20 protein-coding genes are annotated in these 20315 nt (G+C 73.1%); 10 read left to right on the forward strand and 10 right to left on the reverse strand.

What is annotated here, in order from left to right:
• Positions 1-3: 3 nt before the first annotated feature.
• The 6 genes from QSK00_RS04585 to QSK00_RS04610 all read right to left on the reverse strand — a co-directional run bounded on the left by QSK00_RS04585 (position 4) and on the right by QSK00_RS04610 (position 8590).
• Positions 4-750, reverse strand: coding sequence for an enoyl-CoA hydratase/isomerase family protein (locus tag QSK00_RS04585; protein ID WP_285588060.1), 747 nt, complete (start codon positions 748-750; stop codon positions 4-6).
• Positions 747-2243 (reverse strand): class I adenylate-forming enzyme family protein, encoded by a 1497-nt coding sequence (locus tag QSK00_RS04590; RefSeq protein ID WP_285588062.1) that lies wholly within the window; start codon positions 2241-2243, stop codon positions 747-749. Before QSK00_RS04590 ends, QSK00_RS04585 begins: the two co-directional genes overlap by 4 nt.
• Positions 2240-4189 carry an acetyl/propionyl/methylcrotonyl-CoA carboxylase subunit alpha gene (locus QSK00_RS04595; protein ID WP_285588064.1) on the reverse strand — a complete coding sequence of 650 codons (1950 nt, stop codon included), beginning with the start codon at positions 4187-4189 and terminating at the stop codon, positions 2240-2242. The genes QSK00_RS04590 and QSK00_RS04595 overlap by 4 nt, the downstream gene beginning before the upstream one ends.
• Positions 4190-4264: 75 nt before the next feature.
• Positions 4265-5863 carry an acyl-CoA carboxylase subunit beta gene (locus QSK00_RS04600; RefSeq protein WP_285588065.1) on the reverse strand — a complete coding sequence of 533 codons (1599 nt, stop codon included), beginning with the start codon at positions 5861-5863 and terminating at the stop codon, positions 4265-4267.
• Between the two features lies 1 nt (position 5864).
• The gene (locus QSK00_RS04605) at positions 5865-7439 is read right to left on the reverse strand and encodes an AMP-binding protein (RefSeq protein WP_285588067.1); all 1575 of its coding nucleotides are present in this window, start codon (positions 7437-7439) and stop codon (positions 5865-5867) included.
• The gene (locus QSK00_RS04610; protein WP_285588068.1) at positions 7439-8590 is read right to left on the reverse strand and encodes an acyl-CoA dehydrogenase family protein; all 1152 of its coding nucleotides are present in this window, start codon (positions 8588-8590) and stop codon (positions 7439-7441) included. The genes QSK00_RS04605 and QSK00_RS04610 overlap by 1 nt, the downstream gene beginning before the upstream one ends.
• A 134-nt stretch (positions 8591-8724) precedes the next feature.
• Here QSK00_RS04610 and QSK00_RS04615 point away from each other — a divergent pair, with 134 nt between their 5' ends.
• The 3 genes from QSK00_RS04615 to QSK00_RS04625 all read left to right on the forward strand — a co-directional run bounded on the left by QSK00_RS04615 (position 8725) and on the right by QSK00_RS04625 (position 12329).
• Positions 8725-9399 carry a TetR/AcrR family transcriptional regulator gene (locus QSK00_RS04615; protein WP_285588070.1) on the forward strand — a complete coding sequence of 225 codons (675 nt, stop codon included), beginning with the start codon at positions 8725-8727 and terminating at the stop codon, positions 9397-9399.
• A 250-nt stretch (positions 9400-9649) separates the two neighbouring features.
• The gene (locus QSK00_RS04620) at positions 9650-11314 is read left to right on the forward strand and encodes an AMP-binding protein (RefSeq protein ID WP_285588072.1); all 1665 of its coding nucleotides are present in this window, start codon (positions 9650-9652) and stop codon (positions 11312-11314) included.
• 1 nt (position 11315) lies between these two features.
• Positions 11316-12329 (forward strand): LLM class F420-dependent oxidoreductase, encoded by a 1014-nt coding sequence (locus tag QSK00_RS04625; RefSeq protein ID WP_285588074.1) that lies wholly within the window; start codon positions 11316-11318, stop codon positions 12327-12329.
• Between the two features lie 63 nt (positions 12330-12392).
• Here QSK00_RS04625 and QSK00_RS04630 read toward each other — a convergent pair whose 3' ends face one another.
• Positions 12393-13013: a TetR/AcrR family transcriptional regulator gene (locus QSK00_RS04630; RefSeq protein WP_285588076.1), complete on the reverse strand. Its 621-nt coding sequence runs from the start codon at positions 13011-13013 to the stop codon at positions 12393-12395.
• Between the two features lie 100 nt (positions 13014-13113).
• On the opposite strand from QSK00_RS04630, the gene QSK00_RS04635 reads away from it, so the two are divergent.
• Together QSK00_RS04635 and QSK00_RS04640 are read left to right on the forward strand one after the other, a co-directional pair.
• Complete coding sequence (locus QSK00_RS04635) at positions 13114-13677, forward strand: hypothetical protein (protein WP_285588077.1); 564 nt, start codon at positions 13114-13116, stop codon at positions 13675-13677.
• A 104-nt stretch (positions 13678-13781) separates the two neighbouring features.
• Positions 13782-14135 carry a DUF4262 domain-containing protein gene (locus QSK00_RS04640; protein WP_285588078.1) on the forward strand — a complete coding sequence of 118 codons (354 nt, stop codon included), beginning with the start codon at positions 13782-13784 and terminating at the stop codon, positions 14133-14135.
• Positions 14136-14170: 35 nt separating this feature from the next.
• On the opposite strand, the gene QSK00_RS04645 is transcribed toward QSK00_RS04640, so the two are convergent.
• Positions 14171-14836 (reverse strand): Dph6-related ATP pyrophosphatase, encoded by a 666-nt coding sequence (locus tag QSK00_RS04645; RefSeq protein WP_285588079.1) that lies wholly within the window; start codon positions 14834-14836, stop codon positions 14171-14173.
• 102 nt (positions 14837-14938) lie between these two features.
• On the opposite strand from QSK00_RS04645, the gene QSK00_RS04650 reads away from it, so the two are divergent.
• From QSK00_RS04650 to QSK00_RS04665, 4 genes are all read left to right on the forward strand, one after another.
• Positions 14939-15235 (forward strand): WhiB family transcriptional regulator, encoded by a 297-nt coding sequence (locus QSK00_RS04650; protein ID WP_285588082.1) that lies wholly within the window; start codon positions 14939-14941, stop codon positions 15233-15235.
• 44 nt (positions 15236-15279) lie between these two features.
• On the forward strand, positions 15280-15513 hold the full coding sequence (locus tag QSK00_RS04655) for a PASTA domain-containing protein (protein WP_285588084.1): 234 nt from the start codon (positions 15280-15282) through the stop codon (positions 15511-15513).
• Between the two features lie 414 nt (positions 15514-15927).
• Positions 15928-16236 (forward strand): excalibur calcium-binding domain-containing protein, encoded by a 309-nt coding sequence (locus QSK00_RS04660; protein ID WP_285588086.1) that lies wholly within the window; start codon positions 15928-15930, stop codon positions 16234-16236.
• Positions 16236-16808 carry a sortase domain-containing protein gene (locus QSK00_RS04665; protein WP_285588088.1) on the forward strand — a complete coding sequence of 191 codons (573 nt, stop codon included), beginning with the start codon at positions 16236-16238 and terminating at the stop codon, positions 16806-16808. Before QSK00_RS04660 ends, QSK00_RS04665 begins: the two co-directional genes overlap by 1 nt.
• Positions 16809-16811: 3 nt before the next feature.
• Here the strand turns inward: QSK00_RS04665 and QSK00_RS04670 are convergent, their stop codons facing one another.
• A complete protein-coding gene (locus tag QSK00_RS04670) occupies positions 16812-17888 on the reverse strand; it encodes an enolase C-terminal domain-like protein (RefSeq protein ID WP_285588090.1) in 1077 nt (358 codons plus the stop codon).
• A gap of 83 nt (positions 17889-17971) precedes the next feature.
• Here QSK00_RS04670 and QSK00_RS04675 point away from each other — a divergent pair, with 83 nt between their 5' ends.
• Positions 17972-19390: an FAD-dependent oxidoreductase gene (locus QSK00_RS04675; RefSeq protein WP_285588091.1), complete on the forward strand. Its 1419-nt coding sequence runs from the start codon at positions 17972-17974 to the stop codon at positions 19388-19390.
• Here QSK00_RS04675 and QSK00_RS04680 read toward each other — a convergent pair.
• The gene (locus QSK00_RS04680) at positions 19387-20310 is read right to left on the reverse strand and encodes an SEC-C domain-containing protein (protein WP_285588092.1); all 924 of its coding nucleotides are present in this window, start codon (positions 20308-20310) and stop codon (positions 19387-19389) included. The genes QSK00_RS04675 and QSK00_RS04680 overlap by 4 nt on opposite strands.
• Positions 20311-20315 lie beyond the last annotated feature (5 nt).

A 20315-nucleotide genomic window follows, 5' to 3' on the forward strand; every position in this document is an offset into this window, starting at 1 on the left:
GTGCTACCTCCCCGTCCAGACCGGCGTGCGCTTGTCGCGGAACGCCGCCGGTCCCTCCTGCGCGTCCGCCGACCGGTAGACCGGCGCCCAGATCTCCTCGGCCCGCTCGTAGACGTCGGACCGGGACAGGTACGCCGTCGCCTTCGCCGCGCGCACCGACAGCGGGGCGTTCGCGGCGATCCTGCGGGCGAGCTGCTGGGCCCGGTCCCGCAGCTCGGCTGAGGGGACGACGTGGTTCACCAGCCCCACCTCCCGGGCGCGCCCGGCATCGACCGGGTCGCCGGTCAGCAGGATCTCCAGCGCCACCCGCGGCGGGACCAGCCACGACAGCGGCGCCGCCCAGGGCGACCCGCGCCCCACCTTCACCTCGCTGACGGCGAACCGGGCGTGCTCGGCGGCGACGACCAGGTCGCACTGCTGGGCGAGCAGGAAGCCGCCGGCGTAGGCGACGCCGTTGACCGCGGCGATCGTCGGCTTCGGCACGTCGATGTTGCGTCCGAACTGGGGCAGGAAGTCGGGCGGCGGGATCTCCAGGGAGGTCTCCGCCATCTCCTTGAGGTCGCCGCCCGCGCAGAACGCCTTCTCACCGGCGCCGGTCAGCACGAGGACGGCGGCATCGGAGTCGTCCACGAACCGGCGCGTGCCCTCCCAGAGCCCGTCCCGGACCTCCTTGGACAACGCGTTCCGCGCCTCCGGGCGGTCGATCGTCAGCCAGGCGACGCCGTCGTCGACCTCGTACCGCACGGTCACGGGAACATCCTCCGCAGGTCGGGCCGGTTGAGCTTGCCGCTGCCGGTGCGGGGCAGCGCGTCGACGATCTCGATCCGCCGCGGCCGGTGCATGCCCTGCAGGTCGGGGTGCTCGGCGCACCACCGGTGCAGCTCCTCCACGGTGATCTCCCGGCGGGTCACCACCACGGCCGTCACCTGCTCCACCCACCGCTCGTGTGCGGTGCCGATGACGGCGACCTCGGCGAGGTCGGGGTGGCCCGCGAGGTGTTCCTCGACCATCTGCGGGAACACGTTCTCCCCGCCGGAGACGATCATGTCGTCGATCCGGTCGACGTAGTACAGGTAGCCGTCGGCGTCGCGGGACATGAGGTCGCCGGTGCGGAACCAGCCGTCCACGAACTTCTCCGAGTCGTCCACACCCCAGTAGCCCGGCGTCACCGCGTCGCCCCGCACCCAGAGCTCGCCGACTCCGGCGTCACCCGGCTCCAGGTCCGGCGAGCCGTCGACCGGCACCAGCCGCGTCCGCACGATCTGGTCCAGGGCACGGCCCATGGAGTCCGGACGACGGGTCTCGCCGGCGCGGTAGGTCACGACCAGCCCGCTCTGCTCGGTCTGTCCGTAGATCTCCGTGCCGAGGATGCCGGTGCCCTTCTCCAGGCGCTCGATGGCGGCCGTCGGGGTCCGCGAGCCGCCGAACATGCAGACCCGGAAGGAGTCCAGGACGACGGGGTTCTCCACCGTCCGGTTCCCGACGTCGATCATCATCGTGGAGATCAGCCCGCCGTAGGTCGGGCGCAGCTGTTCGACGAGCTCCAGCCAGCGCACCACGTCCCAGCGCGGCATGAACGTGATCTGCCCGCCGCGCACGAGCATCGGGAGGCTCGCGAGCTGCAGGCCGCCGACGTGGAACATCGGCATGCAGTTGAGGACGTGGTCCTCACCGGTCAGCTCGTACACCTCGATGGCGCCGTCGACCTGCGCCGCGATGTTGCGGTGGGTCTGCCGGACGCCCTTCGGCACCCCGGTCGACCCCGACGTGTACATCAGCAGCGCGTCGTCGCCGTCCAGGCGCGGGACCACGCCGTCGAGCGGCTCCGCCCCGGCGACCGCCGTCGCGAACGAGCCCTCCGCACCCGTCGTCAGGAAGACGGGGGTCTCCGCGCCGAGCACTCGCTCGACGCGCTCGACGTCCTGCGCGGGCAGGACGACGAGCCGTGCGCCGGAGTCGAGGAGCGCGTGGCGCAGCGGCGCGTCGGGGAACATGTAGTTCAGCGGGACGCCGACCGCGCCTGCCTGCCAGGCCCCGACGATCGCGACGAGGTACTCCAGGCAGTTCGGCGCGAGCACGGCGACGCGGTCGCCCTCGTTCACGCCGGTCGCGCGGAGGTAGCCGGCGAACCGGGCGACCTGGTCGGCGAACTCCGCATACGGGATCTCGGTGGCGTCCAGGCGTAGCGCCACCTGCTCGGCGTGGTCGGCCGCGGCCCGCCGCAGCAGCGTCGCGAGGTTCATGACGGCTCCTCCACCACAGCCAGCACCTGGCGCGTCTCGACCTGGTCGCCCGCGCTGACGTGCAGTTCCGTGACGACGCCGTCGACCGGCGCCGCGACCGTGTGCTCCATCTTCATGGCCTCCAGGACGACGAGGGCGGCTCCCGCCGCCACGGTGTCACCGCTTGCCGCCAGCACCCGCACCACGGTGCCGGGCATCGGCGCGAGCAGGGACCCGGCGTGGGCGACGGCGTTCGGGTCGGCGAAGCGGGGCACGTCGTCGAACGCGCTCGACCCGTCCGGGCCGTCCACGAACGTCCGCCCCGCAGCGCGGTGGATCCGGTAGGTCCGGCGCACCCCGTCCAGGGTCAGCACCACCTCGGCCGGGGACGCCGACACCAGCGCGACGTCCAGCGGCTCACCGTCGACCGCGACGTCCAGGCCGGACCGGCGGAAGGAGTAGGCGACCTCGAGGGTCCGGTCGTCGGACCGATAGCCGACCGTCTGCGGCGGGCCGCCGACGTTGCGCCATCCCGACGGCAGGTCGGGCAGCACCCGCGCCTCCGCGCGGTGCTGCGCCTGCGCCGCGAGTGCCGCGGCGACGGCCCGCACCTGCTCGCCGGCGGGCGCACCCGGCGTCAGGAGCTCGGGGTGGCGCGGGAGGTAGCCGGTGTCGGTGCCGCCGGCGAGGAACTCGTCGTCGCGCAGGATGCCGACGAGCAGGTCGCGGTTGGTGGTGACGCCGTGGATGCCGGCCTGCGCGAGCGCGCGGGCCAGCGTGCGGGCGGCCTCGGTGCGCGTCGGGCCGTGGGCGATGACCTTGGCGAGCATGGGGTCGTAGTGCGGGCTGACGACGGAGCCGTCGGTCACCCCGGCATCGACCCGCACGCCCGGCAGGGCCGGGATCGCGAAGCGGTGCAACGTCCCGGTCGCGGGCAGGTAGCCCGCGGGGACGTCCTCGGCGTAGAGGCGGACCTCGATGGCGTGCCCGTCGATCCGGGCGCCCGTGACCTCGGGCGGGAGTGGGTGCCCCTCGGCGACCCGCAGCTGCAGCGCGACGAGGTCCAGGCCCGTGACCAGCTCCGTCACCGGGTGCTCGACCTGCAGGCGGGTGTTGACCTCGAGGAAGAAGAAGCTGCCGTCGCGGTCGAGGACGAACTCGACGGTGCCCGCGCCGGTGTAGCCGATGGCCTTGCCGGCGGCGACGGCCGCGGCACCCAGCTCGGCGCGCAGCGTCGCGTCGACGGCGGGGGAGGGGCTCTCCTCCACGATCTTCTGGTAGCGCCGCTGGATGGAGCACTCGCGCTCGAAGAGGTGCACGACCTCGCCGTGCGAGTCGCCGACGATCTGCACCTCGACGTGGCGCGGGTCCTCCACGTAGCGCTCGAGGAACACCGTCCCGTCGCCGAACGCGGACGCCGCCTCCCGGCGCGCGCCCTCGACGGCGTCGGCCAGATCGGACTGCCGTCGGACGATCCGCATCCCGCGGCCACCACCGCCGAAGGCGGCCTTGACCAGCACCGGGAAGTCGAGGTCGGTCGGCAGGTCCGCGCCCTCGGGGAGGAACGCGCCCGGGAGCACCGGCACCCCCGCCGCGTCCATCATCGCCTTCGCCTCGAGCTTGGAGCCCATGGAGGCGATGGCGTCCGGCGTCGGCCCGACGAACGTCAGGCCGGCTGCGGCGCAGTCGCGGGCGAACCCGGCGTTCTCGGAGAGGAAGCCGTAGCCGGGGTGCACCGCGTCGGCGCCGGTGGCCCGGGCGGCGGCGATGACGAGGTCGGCCCGCAGGTAGGTGTCGGTCGGTGACGCACCCGGCAGCCGGACCGCCTCGTCGGCGAGGGCGACGAACGGGGCGTCGGCGTCGGGGTCGGAGTACACGGCGACGGTGTCGATCCCGAGCGCCTGCGCGGTGCGCATGACGCGGGCGGCGATCTCGCCGCGGTTGGCCACCAGCAGCTTGGTGATCATGATGTGCGCTCCGCGCAGGAGAGCACTAATCCGTGCCTGAGCACGGAAAAGTGCTCACCTGGCGAAGCCACCTCCTCACATCCGGAACGTGCCGTAGCCACGACGGCCGGCGACGGGGTTGGAGTGGACGGCCGAGAGCGACAGGCCGAGCACGGTGCGGGTGTCCCGGGGGTCGACGATGCCGTCGTCGTAGAGCTTCCCGGAGATGAAGAAGCTGTGGGACTCGGCCTCGATCTGGGCCTCGATCGCCCGGGTGCGGGCGGCGTCGGCCTCCTCGTCGAACGGCTTGCCCTGCGACTGCGCCGAGGCCCGCCCGACGATCGACATGACGCCCGCGAGCTGCGCGGCGCCCATGACGGCGAGCTTCGCGCCGGGCCAGGCGAACATCAGCCGCGGGTCGTACGCCCGGCCTGACATGCCGTAGTTGCCGGCCCCGAACGACGACGCCATGTTGATCGTCAGGTGCGGCACCGCGCTGTTGGTCACCGCGTTGATCATCTTGGCGCCGTCCTTGATGATCCCGCCCTGCTCGTAGTCGGTGCCGACCATGTAGCCGGTCGTGTTCTGCAGGAAGATCAGCGGCGTGTCGGTCTGGTTGGCCAGCAGGATGAACTCGCTGGCCTTCTTCGCCTCCTCCGAGAACAGCACGCCGCGGTGGTTCGCGAGGACCCCGACCGGATAGCCGTGGACGCTCGCCCACCCGGTCACGAGCGAGGTGCCGTAGAGCGGCTTGTACTCGTCGAACTCCGAGCCGTCGACGGTGCGTGCGAGCACCTCGCGCGGGTCGAACGGCACCTTCGGGTCGGGTGGCAGGAGGCCGAGGATCTCCTCGGGGTCGTAGCGCGGGGGCGCCGCGTTCTCAGCAGGAGGAGGCCCCAGCTTGCGCCAGTGGAACCGCGACACGATCTCCCGGCCGAGCCGGATCGCGTCGCGCTCGTCGGTGGCGAAGTAGTCGGAGAGCCCCGAGACGCGGGAGTGCATCTCGGCCCCGCCGAGCGACTCGTCGTCCGCGGTCTCGCCGGTCGCCATCTTCACCAACGGCGGGCCACCGAGGAACACCTTCGCGGCCCGGTCGACCAGCACCGCGTAGTCGCACATGCCGGGCACGTACGCACCACCGGCCGTCGAGTTGCCGAACACCAGCGCGACCGTCGGGATCGCCATCGACGACAGCTCGGTGAGCTCGTGGAAGATGCGCCCGGCCGGCACGAACAGGTCGGCCTGCGTCGGCAGGTCCGCCCCGCCCGACTCGACGAGGTTGATCACCGGGAGCCGGTTGAGCCGCGCGATCTCGAGCGCCCGCAGCGTCTTGCGCAGCGAGTACGGGTTCATCGCGCCGCCGCGGACCGTCGGGTCGTGTCCGATGATCACGCACTCGACGCCGGACACGACGCCGATCCCGGTGAGGACCGACGCGCCGACCGTGAACTCCGTGCCCCACGCCGCGAGCGGCGAGAGCTCCAGGAACGGCGAGTCCGGGTCGAGCAGCAGGGTGAGCCGTTCGCGCACCGGCAGCTTCCCGCGGTCGCGGTGGCGCTGCGTGTAGCGCTCGCCCCCGCCCGCGACGGCGAGCTCGAGCTGCTCGTCGAGCTGCGCGATCACCTCGAGCTGCTGCTTGCGGTTCGAGGCGAAAGTTTCCGACGACGGGTCGAGCAGGCTGGTCAGGACCGCCACCTCAGCGCCCTCCGTAGTGCATCGCGTGGGTGTCCCGGACGACGTTCTTCTGGATCTTCCCGGTCGAGGTCCGGGGCAGTTCGGACTCGACGATCACGGCCTTCGGCACCTTGTAGCCGTCGAGGCGCTCCTTCAGGGCGGCCGTGAGCCTCTCCGCGTCGATCGTCGCGCCCGGCTTCGGCACCACGACGGCGGTGATCGCCTCGCTCCACCGTGCGTGCGGCAGCCCGACCACCACCACCTCGGCGACGTCGGGCTCGGCGTCGTAGACCGCCCGCTCCACCTCGAGCGACGCGACGTTCTCGCCGCCGGTCTTGATGACGTCCTTCGTGCGGTCGGCGAACCACAGCACGCCGTCCTCGCCGAGGCGCCCGACGTCGCCGGAGTGGAACCAGCCGTGGGCGAACGCGGTCGCCGTCGCGGCCTCGTCGTGCAGGTAGCCCTGCATCGTCGACGGCCCGCGGTAGACGATCTCGCCCTGCTCGCCGCGCGGCAGCAACCCGCCGTCGGGACCCATGATTCCCACCTGCACCCCGGTCAGCGGGGTGCCGACCGCGCCGACGTGGCTGAGCTGGTGCTCGGGGCGGAAGAGCGTGGTGATGGGCGACATCTCGGTCTGCCCGAAGAGCAGCGCGAAGTCGCACCGGAACCCGTCGAGGCAGGCCTTGATCTGGGCCTCGGGCATGGGCGCCATGGCGTAGACGGCACGCTTCAGCGAGCTCAGGTCGCGGTCGGCGAACGAGGGGTGGTCCAGGGCCGCGCGGTACATCATCGGCAGCCCGAAGACCTGGGTGATGCCCTCGGTCTCGATCGTCGTGAGGAAGCGTTCCGGGTCGAAGCCGCGGTGCACGTGGATCGTCGCGCCGACCACGATCGCGGGCGTGCAGAACGCGTTGAGCTGCGCGGTGTGGAACATCGGCATCATCGCGACGAACCGGTCGGCGGCCGTCCAGCCGGAATCGAGGGCGGCGGACATCGACTCGAGGTGGATGCCCAGGTGCTTGCCCACCACGCCCTTGGGGAACGACGTCGTGCCCGAGGTGTAGAGGTAGCTGAGCGCCGCCCGGTCGTCGATCAGCACCTCGACGGGGGAGTCGTCGGTCGACTCGAGGTCGGCCAGCGTCTGCCCGTCGGCTGTCCCGGTACCGGGCGCGACGAGCACCTCGGCCACCGAAGGGACCTTCCCGACGGCGGCCGTGATCGGCTCCAGCAGCTGGCTCTCGACGACGACGCCGCGGGCCTGTGAGTGCCCGAGGACGTAGGCGACCTCGTCGGGGCGCCAGCCGAGGTTGATCGGCACGCACACGACACCCGTCTTCGCGCAGGCGTAGTAGACGGCGAGGAACTCGGCGCTGTTGCCGGCGGCGAGCGCGAGAGCGTCGCCGACGGCGTAACCGCGGGCGAGGAGGCCGTGGGCGAGCCGGTTCACCCAGGCGTCGAACTGGGCGTAGGTGAAGCGCCGGGGGCCGTCGACGACGGCGAGCTGCTCCGGCCGGGCGAAGGCGCTGCGGGTCAGGGCGTCGCCGACGTTGACCCGCTGGATGAGGTTCTGTCCGAGGTCCCGCTGCCGGTCCATCAGTACGACCTCGGGAGACCCAGGGTCGTCTGCGCGACGAAGTTCAGCACCATCTCGCGGTTGACCGGCGCGATCCGCAGCAGGCGGGCGAGGCCCCAGTAGGGGAGGAGGCCGAACTCCTGCGAGACCCCGTTGCCGCCGTGGGTCTGCATCGCGGCGTCGCACGCGGCGAGCGCGGCCTCGGCGGCGGCGTACTTCGCCATGTTCGATGCCTCGCCGGCCGGGAGGCCCCGGTCGTGCAGCCAGGCGGCCTTCTGCGTCATGAGCGCGGCGAGCTCGGTCTCGATCTTGGCCTTGGCGAGCGGATGCGACACGCCCTGGTGGGTGCCGATCGGGCGCCCCCACACCTCCCGGTCGTTCGCGTAGCGGGTCGCCTTCGCCAGGGCGTAGCGGGCGATGCCGACGCACAGCGCGGCGCCGGTGATCCGCTCGGGGTTGAGGCCGTGGAAGACCTGCCTGAACCCCTGGTTCTCGTCGCCGACCAGCGCGGACGCGGGCACCCGGACGTCGTCGAAGCGCAGCGTGAACTGCTTCTCCGGCAGCAGCACGTCCACCGGCAGCGGCACCTTCTGCAGGCCGTCGGCGTCGGTGGGGACGAGGAACAGCGAGAGCTGCGCCTTCCCTCTCGCGTCGGTGCCGGTGCGCGCGACGAGCAGCAGCGCCTCGGCCTCGTCGACCCCGGAGATGTAGTACTTCTCGCCGCGGATGACCCACTCGTCGCCCTCGCGGCGGGCGTTCGTCGCGAGCTGGTGGGTGTTGGAGCCGGCGCCCGGCTCGGTGATCGCGAAGACCACCTTGTCCCGGCCCGACGCGAGGCCCGGCAGCCACTCCTTGCGCTGCTCTTCGGTGCCGTACTCGGCGATCACCGCCGCCGAGATCGCGTGCGTGACCAGGAGAAGCAGCATCGGTGCCCCGGCCGCCGCGGTCTCCTCGCAGACGAGCGCGAGCTCGACCAGCCCGCCGCCCCCGCCGCCGTACGCCTCGGGCACGGAGACGCCGACGTAGCCGGCGTCGCCGAGCGCGTGCCACAGCTCGGTGCACTCGGCGCCGCGCCGGGCGTGGTCGACGTAGTAGTCGCCCCCGTACGGTGCCGACACCGATGCGACGGCGGCCCGCAGGTCGCGGTGCTCGTCGGTCTCCACGAAGTCCACGCCGACTCCTCCGCTCCACGGCAGCGTTGTGACTGGCCGTTCACTCGCGGCGTACCGTAGCGTCCCGGACGGCGGGCCGGAAGGTGCCTGCGGCGACGAGTCCGGCCACGGTCGGAGCCCCCGGGGAGGCGGACATGGCGGAACCGGACGTGCCCGTCGCGCTGGCCGAGGTGGCGGACGTGAGCCGCGCCCAGTCCCGTCGGCCCCGCCGTCGGGACCCCGCCCGGAAGGACCGCATCCTCGCCGCCGCGGCGGAGCTGGTGGCGAGGCACGGCTACCACGCGGTCGGGATGGCCGACATCGGCGCGGCCGCGGGCATCGTCGGGTCGGGCATCTACCGGCACTTCGGCTCGAAGTCGGCCCTGCTCTCCGCGCTGCTCGAGCAGCTGATGGGCGAAATGCAGTCCAGCGCGGCGGCCGCGGTCGCCGAGGCGGCGGACGACCGGGACGCCCTCGAACGGCTCGTCGTGAACCACGTCCGGTTCGCCATCGAGGACCGTCGGCTGCTGCAGGTCTACTACCGCGAGGCGCACCACCTGCCCGAGGAGGACCTCCGACGGCTGCGCCGCGCGCAGCGGCACTACGTCGAGGAGTGGGTCATCGTGCTGGCGCCGCTGCGGCGCGAGCTGTCCGACGCCGAGCTGCGCGTCGTGGTGCACGGGGCGCTGGGCACGACGCAGGCCGTGCTGTTCCACCACAGCGGGCTCCCGGCGGACCGGCTCGCCGAGATGCTGGTCGGGATGGCGCGCAGCGTGTTGGGCTCCGCGTCGGGGGAGCGTGTGCCGGCGTCCGTGCGCGACGAGGGGTGACCGGAGCGGCGCAGACCGCTCCCTGGAACCCGTGCACCTGTCGAGCCGCGATCGCCCCTGGCGGACCACGCGGCAGGACCGGTGCCGGTGTCACCGGTTCTGCGGCGCCGCGCGTGGACCCGGCCGGTTCCCGGCCCGTGATCGAGGGCCGATGACGGCGGCTTTGTGAATCGTCGATAACTCGGGGCTTGCGTTCACCCGGGCCTGCTGGGAATGCTGCACGTCACACCGCAGCGGCAGGGAGGCCCGTGTGGACCTGGACGCCATCACGTTCGACGTCACGACGCTGCGGGGTCGGCGCGCCGTCCACCGGTGGGAGCGCACGTCGGTCGGCGACGTCTTCGAGCGTCTCACCTGGAGCTATCCCGACCAGGTCGCGATCGTCGGCCGCCCCGGCGCCTACGCCGACGAGCGCTTCGCCGCCGTGACCTACCGCGAAGCCGACCGGGCCGCCAACCGGGTGGCCAACGCCCTGATCGACCGGGGGCTCGAGCCCGGCGCGCGGGTGCTGCTGTTCTGCGAGAACTCGGTCGAGGCCTACCTGGCGAAGATCGGCATCGCGAAGGCCGGCCTGGTGGCGATGCCGCTGAACCCGAACCTCGCCCCCGACGTCGTCGAGCACCTCATCGCCCACGCCGAGCCCGGGTTCGCGATCGTCGACGCCGAGACCTTCCCGCGCGCGGCCCGCGCCTTCGAGGCGGCGGGCCTCGCGCCCGGCGTCACGATCCCGATCGGCGGCGGCGCGGTCGAGGGCAGCCAGGACTTCACCGCGTTCGTCGACGCCGCGAGCGACGCCGAGCCCGACGTCGAGATCCACGGCGACGACATCTGGGAGATGCTCTTCACCTCCGGGACCACCGCCATGCCCAAGGGCGTGATGATCTCCCACTCCGCGAGTCACCTCGCGGCCCTGAACTTCGCGCTCTCGCTCACGCGCGGCACCGGCCTGGAGAACGAGGTCCGCGTCGGCACCTTCCTGCCGATGATCTACCACGTCGGCGAGCTCATCTTCGCGCTCGCGGCGTTCGTGTCCGGCGGCACGCTCGTCCTGGGACGCCGCCCGATCCCGGCCGACGTGGCGGCTGCCGTCGCCGAGGAGCGGATCACCGCGCTGTGGGCGGGTTCGCCGCAGTTCGTCACGGCGCTGACCAAGGAGTTCGAGGGGCTCGAGGTGTCGTGCCTCGACGTCCTGGTCTACGGCTGGGGTGCGCTGCCGCCGGAGGTCTACGACCGGCTGATGCAGCAGGCCGGCGACCCCGTCGTGCTCGGGATCTTCGGCCAGACCGAGGCGATCGCCTGCTACCGCTTCTGGCCCCGCCGCTGGTCGGAGACCTACGCGGCCACGGCTCCCGTCGTGAACTACGTCGGACTGCCGAGCCCGCTGCTCGCCTCCGACGTGTTCGACGACGACGGGGTCTCGCTGCGCGACCGCCCGGGCGTCCCCGGGGAGGTCGTCTACCGGACGCCGACCGTCACGGCCGGCTACTACCGCAACGAGGAGGCCACCCGCGAGGCCTTCCGCACCGGCTGGTTCCACTCCGGCGACAGCGCCGCGTTCGACGACGACGGGCTGCGCGTCGTCGTCGACCGCATCAAGGACATCGTCAAGACCGGCGGCGAGAACGTCTCCAGCCTCCGGGTCGAGGCGGCCCTCTACGCCCACCCGGCGGTCGAGCGGGTCGCGGTGATCGGGCTCCCGCACGAGCGGTGGGGTGAGGCCGTGACGGCCGTCGTCGTCGCGCGGTCCGAGGTGGCGGCGGAGGACCTGATCGCGCACTGCCGCGACCGGTTGGGCGGCTACGAGACCCCGAAGGCGGTCGTGTTCACCGACGAGCTGCCCGAGACCGTCGGCGGGAAGATCCTGAAGTACAAGCTGCGCGCGCGGTACGCCGACCTGTTCGCCGCGACGGTCTGAGGTGCGGATCGGCGTCAACGTCGGGCACTTCGCGGGGGCGCCGCCGGCCGACCTCGCCGCGCGGCTGCGGGAGATCGACGAGTTCGGGTTCGCCTCGGTGTGGTTCGCCGAGGCGTACGGGTCGGACGTGTTCACCCCGCTCGCGTTCGCGGCGGCGCTGACCTCGCGGGTCCGGCTCGGGACCGCCGTCGCGCAGGTCCCCGCGCGCACCCCGGCGGCGACGGCGATGGCCGCGACGACGCTCGACCACCTGTCGGGCGGTCGGGTCGTGCTGGGGGTCGGGGCGTCCGGGCCGCAGGTGTCGGAGGGCTGGCACGGCGTCCCGTACGCGCGCCCGCTGGCCCGGACCCGGGAGTACGTGTCGGTGCTCCGGCAGGTGCTGGCCCGCGAGGCACCCGTGCGGAACGACGGCGAGTTCTTCCCCCTGCCGTCGCCGGGCTCGGAGCTGGGCAAACCGCTGCGCTCCTCGCTGCACCCCTACCGCGCCGCGCTGCCGGTGATGCTCGGCGCGGAGGGCCCGCGCAACGTCGCGCTCTCCGCCGAGATCGCCGACGGCTGGCTCGCGATGTTCCTCGCGCCGGCGTTCGACGACGTGTACCGGTCGTCTCTCGACGAGGGCTTCGCCAAGCGGGGTGGCCGACCGGAGGGCTTCGAGGTGGTCGCGACGGTGCCCGTGGTGATCGACGACGACGTCGAGCGCGCCGCCGACCGGCTCCGCCCCGACCTCGCGCTCTACATGGGCGGCATGGGCGCGCGCGGCGCGAACTTCCACCACGACGTGTTCGTGCGCATGGGCTACGGCGCCGTCGCGCAGCGGGTGCAGGAGCTCTACCTCGACCGGCGCAAGGACGAGGCGGCGGCGGCGATCCCGACCGAGCTGGTCGAGCAGGTGTCGCTGATCGGCCCGGTGTCGCGGGTGCGGCGGGAGCTCGACCGGTGGGACGGGACGGTCGTCGACGAGATCGCCGTGCAGGGGTTGCCCGACGACCTCGCGGCGGTGGCGCGCCTGCTCTGACCCTCCTCCGTGGCAGGAAAGCGTCGTTGCTGGCGTCCAGTGGCAGGTTCGCCACATCGTCGATCAGACCGGCAGGTGCGGGCGGCTCCCCGGGACGTGGACCACGGTGATCAGGCCCTCGACGCCGCGTCGGAAGGTCTCGCCGATGTCGCCGGCGTCGTCGATGGACGCCGCGCTCATGGCGCCGTCGCGCAGCATCAGGAAGTGCCGTGCGGCGCGCTCGGGTCGCGGCCCCTCGTCGTCGTCCCGGTAGACCTCGACGAAGAGGTCGCGGAGGGCTCCGACGAACCATGAGCGGTGCGCGCCCACCTCGCGGTGGACCGGGTCGTCGGGGTCGGGGAACTCGGCCGCCGCGCGGAGGAAGGCGCAGCCGCGGAACTCCGGGCGGGCGAGGTCCTCCCCGATGGACGTGGCGATGCCCCGCAGGGCGTCCGCGGGCGCCGGTGCGTTCTCGACGGCCGCCCGCACCCGCTCCCGAACCTGCGCGTCGGCCCCGCGCAGGTACGCGAGCACGAGGTCGTCCTTCGACGGGAAGTGCCGGTAGAAGGTCGCGCGGGTCACCCGCGCCTCGGACACGAGCCGGTCCACGCCGACCGCGCGGATGCCCTCGCCGTAGAAGAGCCGTCCGGCGGTCGCCAGCAGGCGCTCCCGGGCCTCGGAGCGGATCGGGTCGGTCGGCGGCACGACCGCACGCTAACAGAAAGAACGATCGGTCTTGTGTTCGCCGCCGGAGTGGTGCAGGGTCGGCGGCAGAAAGAATGGTCGTTCTACCGAGGGAGTCACGATGTCGACCACCACCTCCGCCACGGTTGCCCCTCCGGCGTCGGCCGGCCGGGAGCAGGTCCCGCTCCTGCTCGCCCGCGCCCTGGTCGCGGTGGCCTGGGCCCTCGTGGTCTGGCTCGTCGCGCCCGGCGTCGGGTGGGGTGCGGCGATCCTGCTGGCGCTCTACCCCGTGGCCGACCTGGTCCTCGTCGGGCTGGACGCGCGGCGCTCCGGGGCGACGGCGCGCATCGGGCTGGTGGCCAACGCGGCGCTCAGTGCGCTCGCCGCCGTGGCCCTCGTGGTGGCGGCCACCCAGGACGTGCCGAGCGTGCTGCGGGTGTGGGGAGTCTGGGCCGTGGTCGCGGGCCTGGGGCAGTTCGTCGTGGCGCTGTCCCGACGGCGGGTCCGCCGCGGCCAGTGGCCGCTGGTCGCGAGCGGTGGGCTGTCCTGCGTGGTCGGGATCGGCTTCGTCGTCATGGCCGCCGGGCCGGCTCCCGTGCTGACGCCGCTGGCCGGGTACGCGCTGGCCGGTGCGGTGTTCGCCCTCGTCGGGCTGGTCCGGCTGCGCAGCTCCTCGCGCGCCTGAGACTGTCGGACCCCTGGTGCACCCTCCGAACATGAGTTCGAACGATGGGGGATGCGATGTGCGGGATGTGCGACGGGTCGACCAGGGGTGCGGAGCTCCGGAAGATGATGGACCTGGTCGAGCGGTACGGCTGGGCGATCCAGTTCGTCGAGGGTGAGAAGGTCCGGGCGCAGTGGGCCTACACCGTCGGTCTCGCGCGGCACGGGCTTCCGGAGTTCGTGGTGACGGGCTTGCGGCCGGAGCGCGCGGGCGTCCTGCTGAACGACACGGCGCACGGCGTCCTGTGCCACGAGGAGCGCTGGGACCCCGGCCAGCGGTTCCGGGTGTCCGACCGCATGCGGATCGAGGTGGTCAAGGTGTCCCGTCCCGATGCGCACCTCGGCACGGCCGTCGCGCTGTTCCCCGACCAGCCGTTGCAGGCGCTCCAACTCGTGTGGTGTGACGGCCGGGGGCGCTAGCCCTGGAATCCGCGGTTCAACGGCGGAGGCGGTGGTCAGCCCGTGCTCGGCCCCCGGAGTCGCAGGGGGACGTAGTGGAAGCCGTCGCGCTGATAAGGCTGGCCGGGGGCCACGTCCACCGGGTGCGCGAACTCCGGCCCGTCGGTGACGAAGGTGTGGAACTCGCCGTTCTCTCCGCACGGGTCGACGCCGGGCGGGAGGTCGCGCAGGAGGTCCTCGTCCCAGACACGCCCGACGATCTCGGGCGGCGCCTGGCTGGGGTCGACGCACACGATCACCGCACGGAGTCCGGCGTCGAGCATGCGGCGGGCGAGGTGGTCGGTCGGACGGTCCCAGAGTGGGAAGCGGGGGCGGAGGCCGGTGCCGGCGAGGGACCGTTCGCGGTAGGCGCGGACGTCGGCGAGGAACAGGTCGCCGAACACCAGCTCGTCGACGCCCTCCGCGCGCAGGGCGGCCGACGCGGCGCCGTTGCGCGCCTCGTAGACGTCGTTCGGACACGGCCACGGCAGATCCACGGTTCGGAGGGGCAGCCCGAGGGCAGCCGCTTGGGCGTGGAGGCATGCGACGGGGACCCGGCTCATCGCCACCACGTCGCCGGTGACCGTCGTGAGCAGGCCGCTGACCTCGAGGTACGGACGCACCTCGTGCAGCGCGAATGCCCCGTCCTTCCCGCACGACCAGCTCGTGAACGCCTTCGGCACGGCTCCACCGTAGGGCGGGCGAATCGTGTCGCGGTGTGACGGTTGGCGGCTCTACCGCGGGGTAATCTCGTGTTCTACGACGTCCTGTAGGAGGTACTCGTCGTGGCTGATGTCTCACGCCTGCCCGCGGCGCTCGTGTCCCACTGGGACTGGCAACGGCACGCCGCATGCCGCGATCTGAACCAGGAGATGTTCTTCCACCCGGACGGCGAACGCGACCCGTCCCGCAGTCGACGTGTGGCCGATGCCCGGGCCGTCTGCAGGACGTGCCCGGTCCTCGATGCCTGCCGCAGCTGGGCCCACGCCGTGCAGGAGCCCTACGGCATCTGGGGCGGGGAGGGCGAGGACGAACGCCGCGCCGCGCTGCGCCGCGAACGCTCGACCCACCCGGCCGCCTGATGTCCACCGATTCCACGCACCCCGACGCCACCGGGAGATCGCCCATGTCCGACGACACCGTCACCACACCGCCCCGCCCCGCCGCCCAGGTTCCCGAGCTGACGGGCGTCCCCGTGCAGGAGGCGCACGACCGGGCGCTCGACGCGGGCCTCCTCGCGGTCCCCGAGAACGCCTTCCACACCGCGGCCGGCCGTGCCCAGGTGGGCCGGCAGGACCCGGAGCCGGGCACGTCCGTCGAGACCGGCTCGATCGTGCGGATCTGGATCAGCTCGGACTAAGCCGCCGCACCGACCCCCTGGCCGAGAAACGGGGTGGTCGGTCGGTTGTGACGGACCCGCGTGACCGGTTCGTGACGACGAGTGACACCCTCCCCGTCACCCGAGAGAGGATCTCTCGGCGTCCCGAGGGGGGAACACGTGATCCGTCCGTCACGCGTCGGCCTGTTGGTCGTCGCCAGCGCCGCGGGCGCTCTGCTCGCCCTGGGACCGATGGCCGCGGCGAGTCCGTCGGCTCTGCCGTCCCAGTCCTGTGTTCCGAGTGCTGCCGGGGTGACGCCGCCGACGACCTGTCCGACAACGCCGGCCGAGGCGCCGACCACGACCACGTCGTCCTCGCCCACGCCGACCCCGACCACCTCGTCGGACGAGCCGGCCGCTCCCGTGGCGCCCAACAGCGTCCCGGCGAATCGGCGTGTGGTCCCCGACAACGATGCGCCCGCTCCGCAGCGCGCCGGCCGCCCCGCAGGCGACCGGGACTGCGCCGACTTCGCCACGCAGCAGCAGGCGCAGCAGTACTTCGAGTCGATCGGCGGGTCGTCGACGAACAACGCCGACCGGCTCGACGAGAACCACAACGGCGTCGCGTGCGAGAGCCTGGCCGACGACGGCGACGACCAGAACGCCGAAGCCACCACCACCGGCGACGACGGGTCGACGGCGAAGACCTCCGGTGACCAGGTCACCGAGGTGCCCGAGGGCTCGGCCCAGACCGGGGGTGCCTGATGTCGCGTCCCCGCACCGCAGTCCTCGTCCTCGTGGCGGCGCTCCTCGCGCTCGTCACCGCCGCGTGTTCGGGCGGTTCCGATGACGGGCAGCAGCCCCTGGCCGCGAGTCAGCAGAGCACGGCCGGTGTCGTCCCCGGCTACACCGTCACCATCCCGAAGCTGAACGAGTCCTCGCAGCTCATCGGGTTGGGGCTCAACGCCGACAAGTCGATCCAGGTCCCGCCCCTGGCCGACCCGATGCAGGCCGGGGTCTACACCAAGGGCCCGATGCCGGGCCAGACCGGACCGGCCGTGGTCCTCGCGCACATCAACGCCAACGGCACCCCCGGGTTCGGCGAGGGCTTCCACACCCTGGCGGCGGGCGACACGATCAACGTGACGACGCCGAACGGCCCGGTCAGGTTCGCCGTGACCCGCACCGAGACCGCCCCGAAGGCCGAGTTCCCGACCGCCGACGTCTACTCCGACACCACCGGCCCCGAGCTTCGGCTGATCACCTGCGGCGGCACCCTCGATCGGAGCGCCCACAACTACCTGGGGCAGACGATCGTCTACGCGAAGAAGGTCTGACGCTCAGGCGCGGTATCGGTCGACCGCGTCCTCGTCCCAGTCGACCCCGCTGCCCGGCTCGTCGGGCAGCACCACCGCGCCGTCGACCACGCGGGCGGGGGAGCGCAGCACCCCGGCCGCGACGTCGAGGTACTCCAGCAGGAACGCGCTCGGCGTGACCGCGAGCAGGGCGGCGCTGATCTCCGGCCAGAAGTGGCTCGACACGGGTCGGCCGGCGGCGTGCGCGACGGGGGCGGACCGCAGCCAGCCGGTCACCCCGCCGATGCGGGCGACGTCGAACATCGCGTGGTCACCGGCGTCGGCGCGCAGGCTCGCCGTCATCTCGTCCTCGCCCCACCAGCTCTCGCCGAGCTGGATCGGGGTCGACACGGCCGCGCGGATGCGGGCGTGGCCGGCGGCGTCGTCGGCGCGGGTCGGTTCCTCGACCCACATCAGACCCTCGTCGGCGAGCGCCCGGATGCGCCGGATCGCCTCGGGGACGGGCAGCGTCTGGTTGAAGTCGACGGCGAGCTCGGCCTCGGGACCGACGGCCTCGCGCAGCGCCGCGATGACCTCGCGGTCCCGGGCGAGCCCCGCCGACCCGACCTTCACCTTGTAGGCGCCGAACCCCAGCCGGGCGAGCTCGCCTGCCTCCACCCGGACGTCGTCGGGAGCCATCCGCCGCAGGCTCCCGTACGCCCGCACCGGCCGAGGCGAACCACCGAGCAGCCGCACCAGCGGCAGTCCGGCCCGCCGCGCGAGCACGTCCCACAGCGCCATGTCGATCCCGGAGATCGCCATCGTCGCCAGGCCCTGCGGACGCAGGAGCCGCAACCGTCCCCGCAGCTCGGCCTCGACCGCGCGGGGCGCGTCGGAGCTCCCGACGACGGCGGCGCCCAGTTCCGAGACCAGGCTCGCCAACGCCGGCAGCACCATCGGCGTGTAGCAGAACAGGTAGGCGTGCCCGACGACGCCGTCCGAGCTCTCGACGTCGATCAGCACCAGCGGGGCTGTCGGCACCTCGCCGCTCGCGGTCTGCAGCGGCGGGTCGAGCGGGGCCAGGACCGGGCGCGCTCGGACCGACCGCACCGTCGTCGTCATGACCCGCATTCTCTGCCACCTCAACGTATAGCGGGCGGGGGGACTTGCCACAAGACCGCCCCTCGCCCGCAGACTCTGCGGCCGTGATCGACGTGCTGATCGTGGGGGCAGGGCCGACGGGGACGATGCTGGCCGCGGAGCTGCAGCTGCACGGCGTGGAGGTCGTCGTGCTGGAGAAGCGTGCGAGCGCCACCTGGCGGGCCGGTGGTCTCGGCCTGCACGTGCGCAGCGTGGAGATCCTCGACCAGCGCGGCCTGCTCGACCGCTTCGAGGCGGAGGCCACGCGCTTCAGCGTCGGCGGCCCGCTCGCCGCGATCCCGCTGCCCTGGCCGGACGACCTCGAGACCGCGCACCCCTACGGCCTCGCGATCCGACAGGAGAAGATCGAGCGCTTGCTGACCGACCGTGCGCTCGAGCTCGGCGCCGACCTCCGGCGCGGGGTCGAGGTCACCGGCCTCGACCAGGACGACGACGGGGTGACGGTCACCCTCGCCGACGGCTCCTCCCTGCGCGCCCGCTACGTCGTCGGGGCCGACGGCGGCCGCAGCGTCGTCCGCGCGGCTGTCGGGGTCGGCTTCCGCGGCGAACCGTCGACCGCCGACACCTACCTCGCCGACGTGGAGCTCACCGAGGACCCGACCGCCGTCGTCGCCGAGCTCCGGAAGACCCACCTGCGCTTCGGTGTCGCGCCGTTCGAGGGCGGCGTGTCCCGCGTGATCCTGCCCGCCGCCACCGTCTCCGACGGCCCGCAGCCGACGTTCGAGGAGTTCCGCGACCGGCTCCGGGAGTTCGCCGGCACCGACTTCGGGGCGCACTCGCCGCGCGGCGTCTCGCGCTTCGGCACCGGCGACCGTCTCGCCGATGCCTACCGCGTCGGTCGCGTGTTCCTCGCCGGCGACGCCGCGCACGTCCACCCGCCCACCGGCGGTCAGGGGCTCAACCTCGGCCTCCAGGACGCGGTCAACCTGGGCTGGAAGCTCGCGGCCGCCGTCGCCGGGTGGGCGCCGGAGCACCTGCTCGACTCCTACGAGGCCGAGCGCCGACCGGTGGCGGAGGGCGTCGTCGTCAGTTGTCGGGCCATGGTCGCGCTGCTGCGCGAGGACCCGCAGACGGCGGCGCTGCGGACCCTGCTCACCGAGGTCGGGCAGCTGCCGGGCGTCAGCGCGCACCTGACCGGCCGGATCGCCGCGACCGGCGTCCGCTACGACCTGGGCTCCGACGACGACCGCGTCGGTCGCCGCCTGCCCGACGTCGAGGTCGACTCGGATCGGCTCTACGCGCACCTGCACGAGGGCCGTGGGCTGCTGCTCGACCGGACCGGGCTCTCCGTGGGCGCCTGGTCCGACCGCGTCGATCGCCTTCCCGACAGGAGTTCTATGCAGCACGCCGATAGGGGGTCCGCTCCTGAGTCGCTGTTGCTCCGCCCCGACGGCCACGTGGCCTGGGCCGGCGACGACCAGCGGGAGCTCGAGGAGCACCTCGCCCGGTGGTTCGGGGCCTAGCTGCGTCCGCGGGGCAGGCAGCACTTCTTGTACTTGGAGCCGGAGCCGCACCAGCACGGGTCGTTCCGCCCGGGCGGCCACTCGAGCTCCGGGCCGGGCGTCGGCGCCGCGACCGAGTCGTCGGAGTCGTCGGCGAGCAGCGCCGTGAGCAGGTCGGGCGTGCCGACCTCGACGAGCGGCCGGTCGGACGGGTCGCTCTCCTGCAGGTCGCGCTCGATCATCGCGCGGTGCTCGTCCCAGGTGGCCCCGAGCTCCTCGGCCGCGTCCGGCTGCGCCTCCAGCAACGCCTCGAACGCCGCCTTCGGCCAGAAGATGTAGTCCGGCCCCTCGTCGTCGAGCTGCTCGGCGATCCGGTCGACGTCGTCGTAGGGGAGCCCCAGCTCGCGGCGGACGTGGAAGCGGCGGACCGCCAGCGCCGACTCGACCTCGCGGGCCTCGTCGGCCTCGGGGCCCGAACCCGCCCGCTCGACGATCTCGGCCGCCGTGGCCAGCGCGGTGCTCAGCCACTCCTCGGCGGTGTCGCCCCGTCCGTTCTCGGTGAGCGCCTCGGTGACGTAGACGCTCGCCATCTCGTCGCGGGTGAGCTGCGGGCGCAGCGCGTGCAGCTCGCGCATGCCCTCGTCCTCGCGCCCGAAGCGCAGCAGCAGTTCGGCGTGCCGGGCGCGGGTCCAGTGCTCGTCGGTCTCGCCGCGCGTCGCCTCGACCGAGCGCTCCGAGAGCGACAGCGCCAGGGGCCCGTCGTGCAGGCCGTCGGCGAGGTCGGCCGCCAGCCCGAGCGCGTAGGAGGCGAGGTCGGGTGCGGCGAGCCGGTCCTCGTCGACCGCTGCCACGAGCCGGTCGATGTAGGGCCGGGGGTCGTCCGACCCGATCGCCTCGGAGCTGAGTTCGGTCAGGTCGTCCTCGGTCAATGCGGGTGCCACGGGCG

It is taken from the genome of Actinomycetospora sp. NBRC 106378 (genome assembly GCF_030269685.1).
Lineage (GTDB): Bacteria > Actinomycetota > Actinomycetes > Mycobacteriales > Pseudonocardiaceae > Actinomycetospora.

Coding starts and splice junctions, on each gene's coding strand:
- QSK00_RS04590 (WP_285588062.1), bottom strand. CDS start 2,243: ATGAACCTCGCGACGCTGCTGCGGCGGGCCGCGGCCGACCACGCCGAG.
- QSK00_RS04595 (WP_285588064.1), bottom strand. CDS start 4,189: ATGATCACCAAGCTGCTGGTGGCCAACCGCGGCGAGATCGCCGCCCGC.
- QSK00_RS04605 (WP_285588067.1), bottom strand. CDS start 7,439: ATGGACCGGCAGCGGGACCTCGGACAGAACCTCATCCAGCGGGTCAAC.
- QSK00_RS04615 (WP_285588070.1), top strand. CDS start 8,725: ATGGCGGAACCGGACGTGCCCGTCGCGCTGGCCGAGGTGGCGGACGTG.
- QSK00_RS04635 (WP_285588077.1), top strand. CDS start 13,114: ATGTCGACCACCACCTCCGCCACGGTTGCCCCTCCGGCGTCGGCCGGC.
- QSK00_RS04640 (WP_285588078.1), top strand. CDS start 13,782: ATGATGGACCTGGTCGAGCGGTACGGCTGGGCGATCCAGTTCGTCGAG.
- QSK00_RS04655 (WP_285588084.1), top strand. CDS start 15,280: ATGTCCGACGACACCGTCACCACACCGCCCCGCCCCGCCGCCCAGGTT.
- QSK00_RS04665 (WP_285588088.1), top strand. CDS start 16,236: ATGTCGCGTCCCCGCACCGCAGTCCTCGTCCTCGTGGCGGCGCTCCTC.
- QSK00_RS04670 (WP_285588090.1), bottom strand. CDS start 17,888: ATGACGACGACGGTGCGGTCGGTCCGAGCGCGCCCGGTCCTGGCCCCG.